The following is a 16,148-nucleotide window of genomic DNA, read 5'->3' on the forward strand; positions in this document are numbered from 1 at the left end:
CCAGACCACCGGAGGTGAGGAATCGGTTGCCCGGTGTGTCAGACGAGGAGGTCGGAGAGCAGTGCGGCGGTCTCCGCCACCAGGGCGTCGTCCCACGCCGCGTCCTGGGCGGGCTTGGTGGACAGCACCGAGAGGACGACCGGGGTGCCGTCGGGGGTCCAGGCGACGCCGACGTTGTTGGTGGTGCCGTAGGAGCCCGAACCCGTCTTGTCGGCGACGGTCCAGGTCTTGGGCAGCCCGGCGCGGAACCGTTTGCCGCTGGTGGTGTTGCTCAGCAGCCAGTGGGTGAGCAGACGACGGTCCGGGCGGTTCAGGGCGTCGTCGTCGAGGACGAGCCGGCCGTAGGTGCGGCCGATCGCACGGGGGCTCGTGGTGTCGGTGACCCGCCACGGCTCCGCCGAGTTGAGCTCCGTCTCCCGGCGGTCGAGGCGGGTCACCGGGTCGCCCAGGGAGCGGGCGAAGCGGGTGATGGCGGTGGGGCCGCCGAGTTCGCGCAGCAGGAGGTTGCCCGCGCCGTTGTCGCTGTAGGTGATGGCGACCTCGCACAGCTCGGCGACGGTCATCCCCTCGGCCAGGTGCTCCCTGGTCTTGTCGGAGCCGGACTTCGGCAGGTCCGCCTCGGTGTAGTGGATCCGGCGGCCCAGGAACTCGCCGTCGCGGTCGAGGTCCCGCAGGACGGCCGCCGAGGCGAGCGTCTTGAAGACCGAGCACATCGGGAAGAGCTCGTCGGCCCGGTGGGTGACGGTCCTCCTCGTACGGACGTTGTACGCGAACACGCCCAGCCGGGCGCCGTGCTGCTGCTCCAGTAAGCGCAGGCGGCCGGTGGTGGCGTGGGCGGGTGCGCCGGTGAGGAGCGCTGCGGCGGTGGCGGTGCCTGCGGTGAGCAGGGTGCGTCGGCCTAGGATCTCGGTCTCCTTCGCTCGATTTCGTCGGACGGATGGTGACGATCTCGTCCGACGGTGGTGACGATCTCTTCAGTGATCGACGCCGTACGTCATTCCTTGGTTGCCGTGTCGTAGACCAACGGCCGACAGTCGACGGCGCCCGCGCCCGCCACAGTGGCCGTATGGAGAACACCAAGGGCATCAGCAGGGCACGGTTTCTCGCGGGGACGGCGGCTGCGGGACTGGCGGGCGCGGCGGCGCTGCCGGCGGGGCAGGCCGTCGCGGCCCCCCGGAAGCGGCGGGGCCTGAAGCACCGGGGGGTCGTCTACACCGTCGGCGCGGGGGAGACGCCCGGCACGGCCTGGAGCGCCGCGCGGATGCGCCGGGACGTCCGCCTCATCCGTGACGACCTGCACGCCGACACGCTCGACGTCACCGGCGACGGCGTCGACCGCCTCACCGCCACGGCCGCCGAGGCCGCCGAACGCGGGCTGCACGTCTGGCTCCAGCCGACCCTCGGGGACGTCCCGGAGCGGGAGATCCTGGACTCGATCACCGAGTGCGGCCGGTTCGCGGAGCGGCTGCGCCGGCAGGGCGCGAGCGTCGACTTCAGCGTGGGCTGCGAGTTCTGGCTGTTCGTGCCGGGGATCATCCCGGGCGAGACGGTCCTGGACCGCGTCGAGAACCTTCAGAAGGGCAACGTCGACATGGCGCGGATGCAGCGCCGCCTGGCCCGCTTCACCGCGAAGGCAGCGGCGGTGGGCCGCTCCGTCTTCCACGGCCGCCTCAGCTACGCCGCCGCCCAGGACGAGGAGTTCGAGCCGGTCGACTGGCGCCTCTTCGACATCATCGGCATCGACTACTACTCCTACTTCCGCGACCCTTCCGACCACGTCCGCGAACTGCGCCGATACCTGCGCTGGGGCAAGCCCCTGGCGATCACCGAGTTCGGCACGTGCGCCTACGTCGGCGCCCCCGAGACAGCCGGCATGGGCTGGAACATCGTCGACTACACGAAGGAGCCGAACGAGATCAAGGGCGACCCGGTGCGCAGTGAGCGCACACAGGCCGCCTACCTCGTCGATCTGCTGGACGTCTTCGAGTCGATGGACCTCTACGCGGCGATGGCCTTCGAGTTCGTCACCCCCGACGCCCCCCACCGCGCCGACAACCCCCGCTACGACCTGGACCTGGCGAGCTACGCCATCACCAAGCCGATCAGGAAGCACCCGAACGACCCGAACTCGAAGTGGCACTGGGAACCGAAGGAGGCCTACCGAGCCTTGTCACACCGTTACGCACAGCATCCCTAGGGGCGCGGGGCTGTATCGATATGCGGCTCCGCCGCGCGGGCGCGACCAGCCACAACGGCGCCGCACCCGACCGACGACCCTCATTCGCAGTACAGGTCCTTCCCCGGCCGCTTCCCCGTCACAAGGTACCGGGACACCGCAGCGTCCCCACAAGCGTTGCCGTTCTCCAGATAGGCGTCATGCCCCGTGGAGTTCACGGTGACCATGACGGCCCTCCTGCCCAACGCCTCGCGCAAGCGAATCGCCCCACTGAGCGGCGTGGCCACATCCCGCTCGTTCTGGATCATCAGCACATTCGACGGCCCCCGGTCGGTCACCCGCACCGGCGCCTCCCGCGGCTCCCACGGCCACGCGGTGCACGGCAGGGCGTTGCGCGGCATACCCGCGGTGAGCGGGTACTTCGCCCGGCTCTCGGCGACCCCCTTCTCGTACACGGCCGCCGACTCGGGCCACGCCACGTCGTTGCAGATCGTCCCGGCGCCGACCGCCAGGTAGTTCTGGAGCGCGGACTCCGGCGGACGCGGCGCAGCGGCCGGCAGTGTCCCGCTCTCGGCGGCCAGCATCAGCTTCGCCAGCACCGGATAGTCGTCGGGGTCGTACATGCTCGACAGCATGGTCTGACGCAGCACGTTGCCGTTCAGCTCCGCCGGGTTCGCACCCGGCCACGGGAGAGGCTCACGGTCCAGCCGGGCGGCGAGGGCGAGGAAGCGGGAGCGCACCTGGGCCGGGGTGTCCGCGACCCGGTCCGGATTGCCGGGCCGGGAAGCCCACTTGGCGAACTCGGGGAAGTTGTCCTCGACTCCCACCTCGAACGCCCGCAGCCAGGCGCGCTCCGCCTGCACGGGGTCTGGGTTGTCGCTGCTGTCCAGCACGATCCGGTCGGTGCGCCGCGGGAACAGCTCGGCGTAGGCGGCGCCGACATAGGTGCCGTACGAGACGCCCCAGGCGGACAGCTTGCGCTCGCCGAGGGCGGCCCGGATGCTGTCGATGTCCCGGGCGTTGTTGAGCGTGCTGATGTGCTTCATCAGCTCACCGCCGTTGCGGGCGCAGGCGTCCCCGAGGCGCCGGCCCATCGCCATGTTCTCGGTGACGGAGCCGTCGGGCGCGGGCCAGGGCAGCAGGCTGGTCGCGGACAGATCGCCGGATCCGACGTCACAACTGACCGACGTGGAGGGCGCGTTGCCGCGCGGTGCGAACCCGATCAGGTCGTAGGCGTCCCGCACCTGGCGGGGCATCAGCTTCCCCTTGTCGGACGGATGGGCGAGGCTGTCGCCGCCCGGCCCGCCGGGGATCATCAGCAGCGCGCCGCGGCGGGCGGACGGGTTCTCGCTCCGGATCCGGGACACGGCGATGTCGATCTTCGGGCCGCCGGGGTCGGCGTAGTCCATCGGTACGGACACGGTCGTGCACTCCTGGCGCGGGTCGAGCCCGTCACCCTCGCACTCGGTCCACTTCAGCGGCGCGGGCGCGCCGGTGGCGGACGCGGTGAGCGGGGTGACGAGTCCGAAGACGACTCCGGAGGCGGCGGCGATCAGGGCGGCACTCTTCGTGATCTGCTTCATGCACAGCAGCCTGACGGACCGTGACGGAGCGTCACATCCGGCCAACTCCCGGATCTTCCCTGGGGATTACCCCCGGCCCGTCCTACGCGGAACCCAACCCCAGCACCATGATGATCCGGTCCTCCCCGGGGCCCAGATAGTCCCGGTGCACGCCGCCGTCGGTGCCGAACCCCAGGGTGCGGTACAGCGTGATCGCCGCCGCGTTGGTCGGCTCGACGGTCAGCCGCACCTCGTGCACCCGCTCCCTGCGCAGCTGCCGCAGCACCTCCAGCATCAGCCGTTTGCCCAGCCCCCGCCCGCGCTGGTCGGCGCTGACAGCCAGGCTCAGCACCCAGCACACATAGCCGTCCGACGTGGTCACGAAGAGGACATAGCCGTGCAGGTACTCCCCGTCGTCGAGGACCAGGATCCGGTCGCCGTGCACGTCGATGTGCTGGCGCAGCACGAAGTACGGGTATGGATCCTCGGGGAAGACCTCCCGGTCGACACGGAGGAGTTCGGGCAGGTCCGTATCGGTGACGCCCCTCATGGTCAGCGGCCGATCGCTGCTGTCGGCGAGAAACGCCTGATCAGCGCGGCGACCCAGAAGAGGGAAACGTTCCTCCGGTACAGCCATCAACTGCCCCCTATGTGATGGAATGGTGTCACTCGTGCGGGTGAGCACCCGTTGCCCGCCGTTTCAGGCGCTCAGTTGGAGATCCGCCCATCTTGAGCAGGGCAATCCAGAGGTTCAAGAGTGCGAGATGCTTATGCCTCGACGCGCTCCCAGTGCGCCTTCATTTGGTACCGTGAGTGAATGACCCAGAGATCGTCGGGGGGCGTCCAGTTGAAGAACGCTGAGGTGCGCTGGGCGGCATTCGACCCGATCGCCTACGTTGATCACAACTACCGCGACTTACAGGCAGAGGACGCGGAGATCCTGCATATGCTGCGGGATCATTTCGGCGATCATTTCCGGAAGCGGGGCAGCGGCCCCGTCTCCGGTATCGATGTGGGTGCCGGCGCCAATCTCTATCCCGCCCTGTCCATGATGCCGTGGTGCGACGAGATCACGCTCTTCGAGCGCTCGCCCGCCAACGTCGGCTACCTCAGAAGCCAGATCCAGTCCTACGGCCCCAACTGGGACCAGTTCTGGAGCGCCCTGTGCAAGCACGAGGCGTACAACTCCCTTGGTGCGGACCCGCGTGAGCGGTTCAGCAAGGTCGTCTCGGTCGAGCAGGGCGACCTCTTCGACCTCGCGCGGTACGAGCGGCAGTGGTCCATGGGGACCATGTTCTTCGTCGCCGAGTCCATGACCACACTCCACCAGGAGTTCCGCCTCGGCGTCGAGCGTTTCATGCGCGCCCTGGCCCCCGGCGCGCCCTTCGCGGCGGCCTTCATGGAACATTCCAAGGGCTATCACGCCGGTGAGCATTTCTTCCCGGCCTGTGACGTGGGAGAATCCGAGGTGCGCGCGAGCCTTGAGACATTCGCGGGCGACTTCAAGGTCCAACGGCTCGAATCCGCGGCCGAAGTGCGGGACGGGTATTCCGGAATGATCGTCGCCTACGGGTGGCGCAGCAATTCGGACTCGATCATTCCGATCGACTGATCGGTGAATTTTCACAGTGAATCTTCACAACAGAAGAGGGATATTCCTCAACTGATGGCAGGGCGGCCTGTGTGAGGGGCATGGGATGCAGATCAAGCCACGCCAGCATCTGCTGGACATCTGGCAGGGAATCGCTCGCCACTCTTTCGACGGGGGAGAGTGGGAATGGGGCGAATGGGGCGGAGAGAGCAGTGTGGCCGACGCCGAGCGGCTGCTCTGCCTGCTGTACCCGGCAACCGAGATCCCCGCGTTCCGGCTGGACGACCCCGACACCACACAGGAGGACGTGCAGCAGGTCCTGAAGAAGGCCGGCGGACGGCTGGACATCCCGGCCAATCTCGTGAGCGCCGCCGCCGACTTCATGCGCACCCACACCGGTGACGACAAGCGGCCCACCTTCGCCGGCGGCTACTACTTCGGCTCGGCGGACAAGAAGAAGGAAGTCACCGAGGAACAACGCCAGTTGGGCGTGGTCGACTCCTTCTCCATGTCGATCACCCTGTGCCTGGCGACCCTCGGCTTCCTCAAGATCTACGAGACCAGAACCCGGCGCAGCGACGTCCGGGACACCATCGCCGAGCTGCGCCAGGCCACCAGCAACCGGCTGACCGCCGCCATGGTGAGCCTGCTGCGCTCCTTCGTCGTCAACGTCTTCGACACCGACTCCTCGCAGGGCCGCACGCTCACCGAACTCCTCGGCCAGGGACGGCTGTCGCAGCGCCAGGTGCTGAACATGTTCCAGAGCCGGTTCCGCGCGCTACGCGCGGCGATCGTCGAGAGCGTGTACCTCGGCATCGACGTCCAGGAGGGCCTCAAGGACGAGAACCAGCTGTTCGAGTGCGGCTGGGCCTGGACCATGGTCAAGGACTCGCCCGAGGTCGAGACGACGGAACCGGTCGGACCGCAGCCCGAGGGCGTCGCCAACTCGGTGCCGTACCTGTACTTCACCGTGGTCGCCCTCGACGGTATCCAGGACCTCTTCTCCGACCGCACCCTGACCCTCGGCCTGCTCAACAACGAACAGCAGCGGCTCGCCGAGGCGCTCCGCCTGCGGTGGGAACTGACCCAGCAGTACTGGTCCCGCATCGCCCGCTTCGACGACGACCGCTGGCCCCTGGAGGACATCCCCTGGCGTACGACGGGACAGAAGCTGGAGTCCGAGTACTTCTCCCTCTCCGTCGCCGCCATCCTCGTGCACGACCTGATGCGCCGCCGGGCCACCGACGACGACCTCACCCGTACCGTCGGCATCATGGAGCGCCTCGCCGAGCGCGGCCGCATCACCAGCCGTATGACCCGCGACGACCCGATGGTGCACGAGCTGCACAACGTCGGCGTCGCCCTGCCGTTGCAGGGCAGCGAGCGGCTCGGACCGCCCATGACCTGGGCCATGACCGACTTCTCGGCCCAGCTGCTGAAGCGGACCGTCCAGCTGTGCACCCTGTCCCGCAACCTCGGCTCGCACGACCGGCTGCTGCGGCTCTCCGAGGACATCTTCGACCACATGTGGCGCCGGCGTATCCGGGATGGCGAGGGCGCCGGCCTGTGGGACAACGTCCACGCCGCGTATCCCGAGGCGGAGATCCACAAACGGCGCGTACCGGTGTCATGGAGCATCACCGAGCGTGTCACCGAGGTCATGGTGCAGGCCCACGCCATGTACCGGCAGCCCCCGATCCGCAGCCTCGAACTGACCGACCTCGCAAGGGCGTTGCTCAGTGAGTCCGCGCACCTGCTGGGCAACGAACAGATGGAACCCGCGCCCTCGGACGCCGGCCGGCACGGCATGCAGCTCAGGAACATCGAGGTCAAGCTGCGCCGGGCCCGCAGCCTCGTGGACGAACAGCCGGGTACCGCCTACGCGTTGACGCTCGACGTGCTGGGACAGCTCGACTCGCTCGCCCGCGCCCGCGAAGCCGCGGACCGGGGAGTGTGAACCGTGCTGATCTTCGCCGCCTCCGACAAAGGAGGCACGGGCCGCTCCGTCACGAGCGCCAACCTCGCCTACCACCGCGCCATGGCCGGGGACGACGTCTGCTACCTGGACTTCGACTTCGGCTCACCCACCGCGGCGGCCGTCTTCGACGTGGGTGACGCCCGTCAGGCCACCGAGGACCGCGGACTGCACGCCTACCTCATAGGAGAGGTCAGCGAACCGGCCCGGATCGACGTGTGGGCCGAGACGGAACACCAGGTACTGCGGTTCCCGCCGCCGGGCAGCGGACGCCTTGTGCTGATGCCGGGTGACGTCAGCGGCGGCGAGTTCGCCACCAGCGACGACAACCTGCGCCGCTGCGTCGACCTGCTGATGACGCTGTACTACGAGTTCGACCTGGTGATCGTCGACCTCAGCGCCGGCCGCTCCTACGCCGTCGACATGGTCCTGGAGGCCACCGCACAGACCGAGATGAGCGAGGTCACCGCCCGCTGGCTGGTCTTCCACCGCTGGACCCGCCAGCATGTCGGAGCCGCGGCCAGCCTGGTGTTCGGCAAGCGCGGCATCGTCGCCGGCGGGGTCGAGCGCGGCCACGGCGAGGACGCGCTGCGCAACTCGATCCGCTTCGTGCGGGCCGCCGTACCCGACCCCGAGTCGCCGCTGTGGTCGCAGGTCTCGCCCACCCAGTCCGCCTGGATGCGCAAGACCGACGGCGACCTCAAGCAGCTCGCCTCCACGCACGGCATCGGCTACAGCCAGGTCCTCGGCTCGGTACCGCTCGAACCGGTCCTCCAGTGGCGTGAGCAGCTCATCACCGACGAGGACGTGCTCGACAGCCAGATCGCCAACCAGGAGACCTGGCAGGCGCTCAGCCAGCTCGCCGGCCGCCTGACCGACGACAAGTACTGGGAGCAGGTGTGACCGAAGCCGTGTTCCAGGAGACCACCGCGGAGCGGCGCACCCAGTCCGTTCCGCTGGCCCACCTGTCGCTCGAGCTGGGCCACCTGTACATGGAGGACTTCGAGGCGGGCCCCAAGCGGCTGGCCGAGCACTTCGCCGAGGTGCGGATCTGGGTGGACGCCGTGCGCGCCTCGGCGGCCCGCCGCAGCAAGCGGCCCCGGATCAGCACCTGCTTCCTGATCGACGACTACTTCACGCGCTTCTCCACCCCGGCCGAGCTGATCCCGATGGTGCTCAAGGAGGCCGAGAAGGCGGGCCTGGTCATCGACTACCTCGCCCGCGAGTCGGCGTGCGCGGTCGCCGAGCGCATCGAGCTCGCGGAATCGGTCATGCACCGCCTCGTCGAGTCGCCGCCGCCCGGCAGCTACGGCTCCCGCCCCTCGGTGAGCCACAGCGGCTGGCTCGCCAACGGCCAGCGCACACCGTCGACTTCACGCAGCGCCCTGGGCGCGGTCAAGGGCTGGGCGGCACCCCAGGAGACCGCGGCCCGCAACCACTCCATCTTCATGGACGTGGAGCTCTGGTCCGAGAAGGACGGCAAGCGGCTGTGGTCCTGCCCTTTCCTGGCAGCCGTCTGGCAGCTCGCCCGGCTCGGCCTGTTACGGCACCTCGGCGAGCCCGTGCTGCTGCCGGCCCAGTGGGAGGGCGCGGACTTCCCCCAGGACTGGGACCGGCTCCCGCCGCTGATCAGGCTCACCGACACCAAGGCGGCCTTCAGCGCGTACCGCACCTGCACCCTGATGCCGAACCGCTTCCTCGCCGTGGAGGACGCCGTACGGCTCATCCTGGACCAGATAGACGTCGACGCCGGTGCGCTCCAGCAGGTCGCCGAGCGGTCCGCGGGCGAGGGGATGCCGGTTCCCGCGGCGGTCGCACAGCGCGCCACCTACGTCTTCTACGAGGAGCCCGGCGACTCCTCCGAGGCTGAGGGGACCTGAGATGACGGCGGCCTTCGGACAACCCGCGCGCTCGGTCCTCGCCTGCGGCGAGGTGCGCACCTGTCTGCTGCCGTCCCATCAGGCCATGGACGGCCGGGCCGCCGCCCAGCTGCTCAGGCTGCGGGCCGACGAACACGTCCGGGTCTCCGAACGGCCGTCCATGTACGCCCTGTCGCCCGAGGTCCTGACCGGTGTGGACTGCCGGCTGCCCGCCTCCAACGGCTCCAAGGTCCGGGCCGTCGGTACGGTCGCCGCCCGCGCGTCACTGACCGAGGGCCGGCTCCTGCAGTCGACGGCGTACTTCAGCCTCCCGGCGTCCGGCCCCGACATGCGCCGCCCCTGGGGGCAGTATCTGGTCCGCCCCGGTCTGGTCGAGCCCTTCGGCAAGCTGCCCCAACAGGCGACCGCCGAGGGCGTGTTGCAGGGCGCACGGCGCGGTGAGCTCGACCTCGGGATGATCGCCGAGGGCCTGCTGGCCGAGCTGCGCCGCCATCCGCTCCTCGACCGCCGGGTGCCGTTCAAGTCCAGCCCGACGAGGCTGCGTTGGGTCGCCCGGCGCACCTCCGACGGGGAGCGGGCGGCCCTGGTGAACTTCACCCTCGCCGAGGGCGGGCTGCGGACCATGGAGCTACGGCTGCCGGAGCACATTCCGGCGGCATCCGCGGCGGGCATTTGCGAAGATCTCGCCCTGCACGACTGGCTTTTGACGACTGTTCAGCACATGCTTGACAACAGCCGGCTCGGTGCGGCGGACGGGCCCTCCGTGGTCGAGACGCTGCAACCGGTCGTCGTACATCTGCTGCATCTGTGGATGCCGCGAGCGCACGTGGACCCGGCGCTGGGTCATTTGTGGGACGTGCTGGAAGAGAAACCGGGCTTCTCCCGCCAGTGGGAGAACCTGAGCCGGCGCATCCGAGATCGACTGGCCCTCCAGGCCGTGGCCACGCCCCACCAGGCGCTGAGCACACGCTGAGGGGCAGTACCGGAAAGAAACACCCGACGGGGGATGAGAGATGAGTGGAGCGTCATCGTTAGGAGCAGGAAGTAACGGACACGCGGTACCGCGACAGGAACAGCGGATGCCGAAGATGTTCTGGCGGATCCTGATCACGGCCGGAGCGGCGGGCGGGGCCTTCCTGCTCACCAGCATTCTCAGCGAGGACGACGGCAACATCTGGCAGTGGGTGGCGTCCATCGTCATCGGCAGCGCGGCGCTGATAGTGCAGTACCTCATCGACTTCGGCGAGCGGTTCGAGAAGGTCGACACCCGCTTCAACGAGATCCTCGCCGCGACGACGCTGTTCAGCCAGGTCGACGGTTCGGTGCTGCGGTCGGACGAGGTGACCCGGCTGGTCCTCGGCTACACCAAGGTCCGTGAGCAGGGCGGCGACATCGTGCAGGCCTTCGCGGAGAAGGAGCTCGGCCGGCTGGCCAAGATGATGGAGGGTCTCGGCAGCGGCAGCGCGGACTGCCCCGGCGAGAACCACGAATGGCTGATCGACATCACCGACTGCGTGAAGATGACCCTCGACGCCACCAGCACCTCGGTGGACCGGGAGTTCTGGAACAGCGGGCCGGCCGAGCGGTACCTCGCCGCGCAGGAGAAGGCGATCAAGCGGCGCGGCGTGGAGATCCGGCGGCTGTTCATCGTGCGGGACCCCGACGAGGTCACGTCGGAACTCAGAGCGCTGTGCGAGAGCCATCGCCGGCGGGGCATCGACGCGCGTATCGCGGTGCGGTCGCTGATGCAGTCCAACCCGAGGGTGAGCGACTTCATCGTCTTCGACGGGGAGCTCTGCCACGAGACCAAGCCGGACCAGGAGAACAACCCGGACAGCACGCTGCTGAGCACCGAGCCGGACCACATCGAGGACCACATCACCCAGTTCACCGAGCTGTGGGCGGAGGCGGAACGTCAGCAGACGGCTCCGCGGGTCACCTCAGACACGTGAGGAACCTGTCCCAGGCGTGAGCGGGAACGAGGAGTACGGGGCTGTCCGAGGCCAGTTTGGAGTCTCGGACAGGGATGACGCCGGGGACTCCGTCGGCTACCTCGACGCAGTTGCCGCCCTCGCCGTTGCTGTAACTGCTCTTGTACCAGCTGGCGTTGCTCAGGTCGTACTCGCGCATCGTCTGTAGTCCTCAGCAGTCGATTCGATCAGGGCCAGGGATGCCGACGGCGACACTGCGGCGCCCCTGAGTAGATCGTATGCGCGGTGTGCCCGCTTCACCACAGCCGGATCGTCCAGCAACGTCCCCGAAAACGACGTCTCTGTATAGGCGACTGGCGGGGCGTCCTCGAATTCCATGAGCCGCAGGTCACCGGTCATCGACGCGTGTGCTCCAGCTGTGTACGGGACCACCATCACCCACACCGTGCGCTTGCGCATCAGCCGCGCGATGTGGTCAAGCTGCTCGGCCATCGCCGCCGGGCCACCCACCGGGATGCGCAGCGCGTTCTCGTGGAGGACCACCCAGTACTCGGGCCTTGTGGCGTCCTTGAGGATGCCCGCCCGCTCCAGGCGAGCTGTGACCTTCTCCCTGATGTACTCGTCGGTGACGAACGGGTTGGCCGCGAGGGTGATCGCCTCGGCGTATACCGACGTCTGCAACAGACCCGGCACTACCGAGGGCGCGAACTCGCAGATCTTCGTCGCTTGCCGCTCCAACTGCACGACCTCGGCGAAGTAGTCGGCGTACCGCTTGTCATTGATGAGCTGCCGCCACATCCGCTCGAAAATACCGTCGGTTTGCAGGGACTCGTCAATCCGCTGAGCCACATCCAATTGCGGCTTTCGAATTGCCTGTTCGAACTGGCCGATGTATCCACCGGAGACAAATACCCGGGAACCCAGTTCCACCTGAGTGATACCCGCGTTCTCCCGGCGCCGTTTCAGCTCCGCCCCGAAGAACTCCCAGGCCGCCTGACGCGAACCGTTGGCCATGGCCAACCCCCTTGCACTGCCCTGCACTTGTAGGGCACAGACTCCTGCCGAGTGTAGGCGTCGCAGGTCACCATGGAGATGGAAAGGGTGAAACCCGAATTCGAGGGGAGTCAGGTGACGGCACGACACTCGGCGCGCTGCGTCGAAGAAGCGGAGGAAGTAGTGAAGGAATTGCGGGCGGCGCTGGAGAAGGCAGGAATTACGCTCCCGACACTCCGGATCGATCCGGCGAGTCTTGCGCGTGAAGCTCCGTGCCCGCTCGTCGAATTGGGCCGTTGTTCCGTGGAGACCGCGAGGCGCCTCGTCGCGGTGCTGCGATGAAGCCACCCATCGGGTCGTACGTGATCGACACTCGTTCGGGTCGGATCGGGATCGTGATGGGACACGAGGGACCGTATGTGCAGCTGAGACCGTACGGCGGCGGCAAGGAATGGGACGTGGAGCCGGGGGTCGTACGCAATGCGACGCCCGCCGAGCGGCTGCGGGCCGCGACGGCGTACGCGAACGCACGCAGCAGGGGTGAGGTTCCTTGACGTAGGCGGGTGCGCATAGGGTGCGGCGGCATGGCCTTGTGGAGATGGAGAAGGCGTCGTGTGAAGGCGGCCCGCCGCTACCCCGTGCCGCTCACCACGCACCAGCTGTGGATGGTGTCGCTGAGCGCGCCGGTGAGCCGGGACAGGAGCGCCTCGCGGACGACGCTGTACCCGTATGTGCGGATCGACGACGACAGCGCCCGGAGCTGGTTGGCCGACCAGTGGGAGATCACCTCGCGTGAGGCCCTGGTCGGCCGGCTCGACGACCTGTCCCGCAGCGGCTACCGGGCGCGGGCGTACCAGCAGATTGGTGTCTCCCCGCTGGCCTGGGACGCGGCGCTGTACGTCGACATCACGCGCCGGGGCTTCGCGTGCGGGCTGATCGGCGAGGCCGACGCCTGGACCGCGCTGAAGAACATCGTGCCGACGGTGGTGAGGCAGTACGCCTCCTGGCAGGAGTACGCCGATCACTATCTGCTGGGCCGGCAGGTGTGGCGGGCCGGACTGCGGGACGCGGCGGACTCCGATCTGCCGGCGTCGCAGGCGATCGCCGACGAGCATCTGAGGGCCCTGCTGGACCCGGAGAACCGCGCCAGCCCGTGGAATCAGGCCCCCTGGGAGGCCATAAGCCACCCCGACCGCACCCGCTGACCCCTGCCGTACGCGAGAATGAACCCATGAGTCTGTTCCGCGACGACGGCATCGTGCTGCGCACCCAGAAGCTGGGTGAGGCGGACCGGATCATGCTGTGCCTACCCGGGGGACAACCCCCGGACCCCCGGCCGGAGCCCCGCGGAGGCCTGCGATGAGCCTGTTCCGCGACGACGGCATCGTGCTGCGCACCCAGAAGCTGGGTGAGGCGGACCGGATCATCACGCTGCTCACCCGCGGGCACGGGCGGGTGCGGGCCGTGGCGCGGGGTGTGCGGCGCACGAAGTCCAAGTTCGGTGCCCGGCTCGAACCCTTCTCCCATGTCGACGTGCAGTTCTTCGCGCGGGGGAGCGAGCTGATCGGGCGCGGTCTGCCGCTGTGCACCCAGAGCGAGACCATCGCCCCGTACGGCAGCGGGATCGTCAGCGACTACGCCCGCTACACCGCCGGCACGGCAATGCTGGAGACCGCCGAGCGGTTCACCGACCACGAGGGCGAGCCGGCGGTGCAGCAGTATCTGCTGCTGGTCGGGGCCCTGCGCACGCTGTCCCGCGGCGAGCACGCCCCGCACCTCGTTCTCGACGCCTTCCTGCTGCGGTCCCTCGCCGTGAACGGCTACGCCCCGACCTTCAGCGACTGTGCGAAGTGCGGCATGCCCGGACCGAACCGCTTCTTCTCGGTCTCCTCCGGGGGCTCGGTCTGTGTCGACTGCCGGGTGCCCGGTAGCGTCGTACCGTCGCCGCAGACCCTGGAACTGCTCGGGGCGCTGCTGACGGGAGACTGGGGGACCGCGGACGCCTGCGAGCCGCGGTACGTCCGGGAGGGCAGCGGGCTGGTGTCGGCCTATCTGCACTGGCACATGGAGCGCGGGCTGCGTTCGCTTCGGTACGTGGAAAAGTAGAGGGAGACGACAAGCACATGGCGGTAAGTGGGTTCCTCGGGCGCCGGCGACGCGAGTACAGCACGCCGGAGCCGCACCCGTCCGGCGCCCGGGCGCCGAAGCTCCCGGGCGAGCTGATCCCGAAGCATGTGGCGATCGTCATGGACGGGAACGGCCGCTGGGCCAAGGAGCGCGGGCTGCCGCGCACCGAGGGCCACAAGGTCGGTGCCGAACGGGTGCTGGACGTCCTCCAGGGCGCCGTCGAGATGGGCGTGGGCGCGATCTCGCTGTACGCCTTCTCCACCGAGAACTGGAAGCGCTCGCCCGACGAGGTGCGCTTCCTGATGAACTTCAACCGCGACTTCATCCGCAAGACCCGGGACCAGCTCGACGAGCTGGGGATCCGGGTGCGGTGGGTCGGGCGGATGCCCAAGCTGTGGAAGTCGGTCGCCAAGGAGCTGGAGATCTCCCAGGAGCAGACCAAGGACAACGACAGGCTGACCTTGTACTTCTGCATGAACTACGGCGGCCGGGCCGAGATCGCGGACGCCGCGCAGGCCCTCGCCGAGGACGTACGGGCCGGGCGGCTGGACCCGTCCAAGGTCAACGAGAAGACCTTCGCGAAGTACCTCTACTACCCGGACATGCCGGACGTGGACCTGTTCCTGCGCCCCAGCGGTGAGCAGCGCACCTCCAACTACCTTCTCTGGCAGAGCGCTTACGCCGAGATGGTCTTCCAGGACGTGCTGTGGCCGGACTTCGACCGGCGTGACCTGTGGCGCGCCTGCGTGGAGTTCGCCTCCCGCGACCGCCGGTTCGGCGGCGCGATCCCGAACGAGGAACTGCTCGCCATGGAAGGCCGCACCGAGGAGAGCTGACCTCCGGCGCATACGGGAACGGCCCCGCTCCACCGAAGTGGAGCGGGGCCGTTCGCGGTTCCGGCCGACCTTAGTGGTCGTTCAGGAACGTGTAGTCCTTGCACTCGCCGTCGGGCGCGCGGCAGAACTTGAAGCCGATGCGGGTGTTCTCCGGCAGGTCGTACTTGCCGCCCATGCTGGCCTTCTTGGTGGCGGTGTTGCCCTCGCCACCGACGGTGAAGGAGTAGCGCGGGTTGCCGTCCGGGCTGCCGATGTACACGTTCATCGTGACACCACGGCCGTCGGCGTCGTTGTCCTTGATCGTGACAACGTCACCGTACTCGTTGAAGAAGCCGGTGCCGCTCCAGTCGACGCCGGGCACGTTGCCCCAGGCGTCCCCCGTGTGCATGGTGTGGTCGGCGGCGGAGGCGGTGTTCGCGACAGCCAGCACGAGCGCGGCGCTCGCGGCGGCCACACCTGCCATACGTCCCAGTCTCAAGTTGTTCTCCCCTGTGATCTGTGCGGCTCCTGTGGTCGCAGGAGCCGTAATGATCATATGAACACAAGATCACGAAGGGATCACAAGGGGTCTATCTTTTGGCCAACTGGCCTGATTTACCTCAGCCGTTGGCGGCTGCGCACTCCGCACATGTGCCGAAGATCTCAACCGTGTGCGCCACGTTCACATAGCCGTGTTCGGCCGCGATCGCGTCGGCCCACTTCTCCACGGCCGGGCCCTCGACCTCGACCGCCTTGCCGCAGACACGGCAGACGAGATGGTGGTGGTGCTCGCCGGTCGAGCAGCGGCGGTAGACCGACTCGCCGTCGGAGGTGCGCAGGACGTCGACCTCGCCGGCGTCGGCGAGGGACTGGAGGGTGCGGTAGACCGTGGTGAGGCCGACCGAGTCGCCCTTGTGCTTGAGCATGTCGTGGAGCTCCTGCGCGCTGCGGAACTCGTCGACCTCGTCCAGGGCCGCCGCCACAGCGGCCCGCTGCCGCGTCGCGCGGCCCTTCACGGGCGGTCCAGCGGTCGTCACCGGTTTGCCTCCTCACGTCTGCGCCTTGCCGGGCCATTGTGCCAGCCCCGGCTGAGCGCGG

The 16,148-nt window shown here is 68.5% G+C and carries 19 protein-coding genes; 12 read left to right on the forward strand and 7 right to left on the reverse strand.

Annotated elements, in window-relative coordinates; translation table 11 throughout:
- Nucleotides 1-38 precede the first annotated feature (38 nt).
- Nucleotides 39-905: a class A beta-lactamase gene (bla, locus tag CP983_RS29260; protein WP_150502816.1), complete on the reverse strand. Its 867-nt coding sequence runs from the start codon at nucleotides 903-905 to the stop codon at nucleotides 39-41.
- Between the two features lie 161 nt (nucleotides 906-1,066).
- Between bla and CP983_RS29265 the strand changes: the two genes are divergently transcribed.
- Nucleotides 1,067-2,197 carry an abortive phage infection protein gene (locus CP983_RS29265; protein WP_150502818.1) on the forward strand — a complete coding sequence of 377 codons (1,131 nt, stop codon included), beginning with the start codon at nucleotides 1,067-1,069 and terminating at the stop codon, nucleotides 2,195-2,197.
- Between the two features lie 80 nt (nucleotides 2,198-2,277).
- Here CP983_RS29265 and CP983_RS29270 read toward each other — a convergent pair whose 3' ends face one another.
- Both CP983_RS29270 and CP983_RS29275 read right to left on the reverse strand, forming a co-directional pair.
- Complete coding sequence (locus CP983_RS29270) at nucleotides 2,278-3,759, reverse strand: alpha/beta hydrolase (RefSeq protein ID WP_150502820.1); 1,482 nt, start codon at nucleotides 3,757-3,759, stop codon at nucleotides 2,278-2,280.
- Between the two features lie 82 nt (nucleotides 3,760-3,841).
- Nucleotides 3,842-4,288, reverse strand: a complete 447-nt coding sequence (locus CP983_RS29275; RefSeq protein WP_229914747.1) for a GNAT family N-acetyltransferase — start codon at nucleotides 4,286-4,288, stop codon at nucleotides 3,842-3,844.
- Between the two features lie 267 nt (nucleotides 4,289-4,555).
- Here CP983_RS29275 and CP983_RS29280 point away from each other — a divergent pair, with 267 nt between their 5' ends.
- From CP983_RS29280 to CP983_RS29305, 6 genes are all read left to right on the forward strand, one after another.
- Complete coding sequence (locus CP983_RS29280; RefSeq protein ID WP_229914746.1) at nucleotides 4,556-5,350, forward strand: SCO2525 family SAM-dependent methyltransferase; 795 nt, start codon at nucleotides 4,556-4,558, stop codon at nucleotides 5,348-5,350.
- Nucleotides 5,351-5,435: 85 nt separating this feature from the next.
- Nucleotides 5,436-7,286 (forward strand): SCO2524 family protein, encoded by a 1,851-nt coding sequence (locus CP983_RS29285; RefSeq protein ID WP_125526060.1) that lies wholly within the window; start codon nucleotides 5,436-5,438, stop codon nucleotides 7,284-7,286.
- 3 nt (nucleotides 7,287-7,289) lie between these two features.
- Complete coding sequence (locus CP983_RS29290; RefSeq protein ID WP_125526061.1) at nucleotides 7,290-8,207, forward strand: SCO2523 family variant P-loop protein; 918 nt, start codon at nucleotides 7,290-7,292, stop codon at nucleotides 8,205-8,207.
- A complete protein-coding gene (locus CP983_RS29295) occupies nucleotides 8,204-9,184 on the forward strand; it encodes an SCO2522 family protein (protein ID WP_125526062.1) in 981 nt (326 codons plus the stop codon). Before CP983_RS29290 ends, CP983_RS29295 begins: the two co-directional genes overlap by 4 nt.
- 1 nt (nucleotide 9,185) lies before the next feature.
- The gene (locus CP983_RS29300; RefSeq protein WP_107906645.1) at nucleotides 9,186-10,157 is read left to right on the forward strand and encodes an SCO2521 family protein; all 972 of its coding nucleotides are present in this window, start codon (nucleotides 9,186-9,188) and stop codon (nucleotides 10,155-10,157) included.
- Between the two features lie 106 nt (nucleotides 10,158-10,263).
- A complete protein-coding gene (locus CP983_RS29305) occupies nucleotides 10,264-11,136 on the forward strand; it encodes a DUF6879 family protein (protein ID WP_229914745.1) in 873 nt (290 codons plus the stop codon).
- On the opposite strand, the gene CP983_RS29310 is transcribed toward CP983_RS29305, so the two are convergent.
- Together CP983_RS29310 and CP983_RS29315 are read right to left on the reverse strand one after the other, a co-directional pair.
- Nucleotides 11,120-11,314: a DUF397 domain-containing protein gene (locus tag CP983_RS29310; protein WP_150502824.1), complete on the reverse strand. Its 195-nt coding sequence runs from the start codon at nucleotides 11,312-11,314 to the stop codon at nucleotides 11,120-11,122. The two genes, CP983_RS29305 and CP983_RS29310, sit on opposite strands and share 17 nt — an antisense overlap.
- Nucleotides 11,296-12,129 carry a helix-turn-helix domain-containing protein gene (locus tag CP983_RS29315; protein WP_150502826.1) on the reverse strand — a complete coding sequence of 278 codons (834 nt, stop codon included), beginning with the start codon at nucleotides 12,127-12,129 and terminating at the stop codon, nucleotides 11,296-11,298. The genes CP983_RS29310 and CP983_RS29315 overlap by 19 nt, the downstream gene beginning before the upstream one ends.
- A gap of 317 nt (nucleotides 12,130-12,446) precedes the next feature.
- Between CP983_RS29315 and CP983_RS29325 the strand changes: the two genes are divergently transcribed.
- Genes CP983_RS29325 through CP983_RS29340 form a run of 5 tightly spaced genes read left to right on the forward strand, consistent with a single transcriptional unit; the run spans nucleotide 12,447 to nucleotide 15,071 of the window.
- Nucleotides 12,447-12,662, forward strand: coding sequence for a hypothetical protein (locus tag CP983_RS29325; RefSeq protein ID WP_107906648.1), 216 nt, complete (start codon nucleotides 12,447-12,449; stop codon nucleotides 12,660-12,662).
- A 30-nt stretch (nucleotides 12,663-12,692) separates the two neighbouring features.
- Nucleotides 12,693-13,313, forward strand: coding sequence for a DUF1266 domain-containing protein (locus CP983_RS29330; protein ID WP_150502828.1), 621 nt, complete (start codon nucleotides 12,693-12,695; stop codon nucleotides 13,311-13,313).
- A 26-nt stretch (nucleotides 13,314-13,339) separates the two neighbouring features.
- Nucleotides 13,340-13,471, forward strand: a complete 132-nt coding sequence (locus CP983_RS45100) for a hypothetical protein (protein ID WP_327597064.1) — start codon at nucleotides 13,340-13,342, stop codon at nucleotides 13,469-13,471.
- Complete coding sequence (gene recO / locus CP983_RS29335; RefSeq protein ID WP_107906651.1) at nucleotides 13,468-14,214, forward strand: DNA repair protein RecO; 747 nt, start codon at nucleotides 13,468-13,470, stop codon at nucleotides 14,212-14,214. The genes CP983_RS45100 and recO overlap by 4 nt, the downstream gene beginning before the upstream one ends.
- A gap of 17 nt (nucleotides 14,215-14,231) precedes the next feature.
- Entirely contained in the window at nucleotides 14,232-15,071 is an 840-nt protein-coding gene (locus CP983_RS29340; RefSeq protein ID WP_125526066.1) for an isoprenyl transferase, read from the forward strand.
- 70 nt (nucleotides 15,072-15,141) lie between these two features.
- On the opposite strand, the gene CP983_RS29345 is transcribed toward CP983_RS29340, so the two are convergent.
- The gene (locus CP983_RS29345) at nucleotides 15,142-15,534 is read right to left on the reverse strand and encodes a hypothetical protein (RefSeq protein WP_150502830.1); all 393 of its coding nucleotides are present in this window, start codon (nucleotides 15,532-15,534) and stop codon (nucleotides 15,142-15,144) included.
- Between the two features lie 136 nt (nucleotides 15,535-15,670).
- Nucleotides 15,671-16,087, reverse strand: coding sequence for a Fur family transcriptional regulator (locus CP983_RS29350; RefSeq protein WP_107906654.1), 417 nt, complete (start codon nucleotides 16,085-16,087; stop codon nucleotides 15,671-15,673).
- Between the last annotated feature and the right edge of the window lie 61 nt (nucleotides 16,088-16,148).

The organism is Streptomyces chartreusis (genome assembly GCF_008704715.1).
Classification (GTDB): Bacteria; Actinomycetota; Actinomycetes; order Streptomycetales; family Streptomycetaceae; genus Streptomyces; species Streptomyces chartreusis.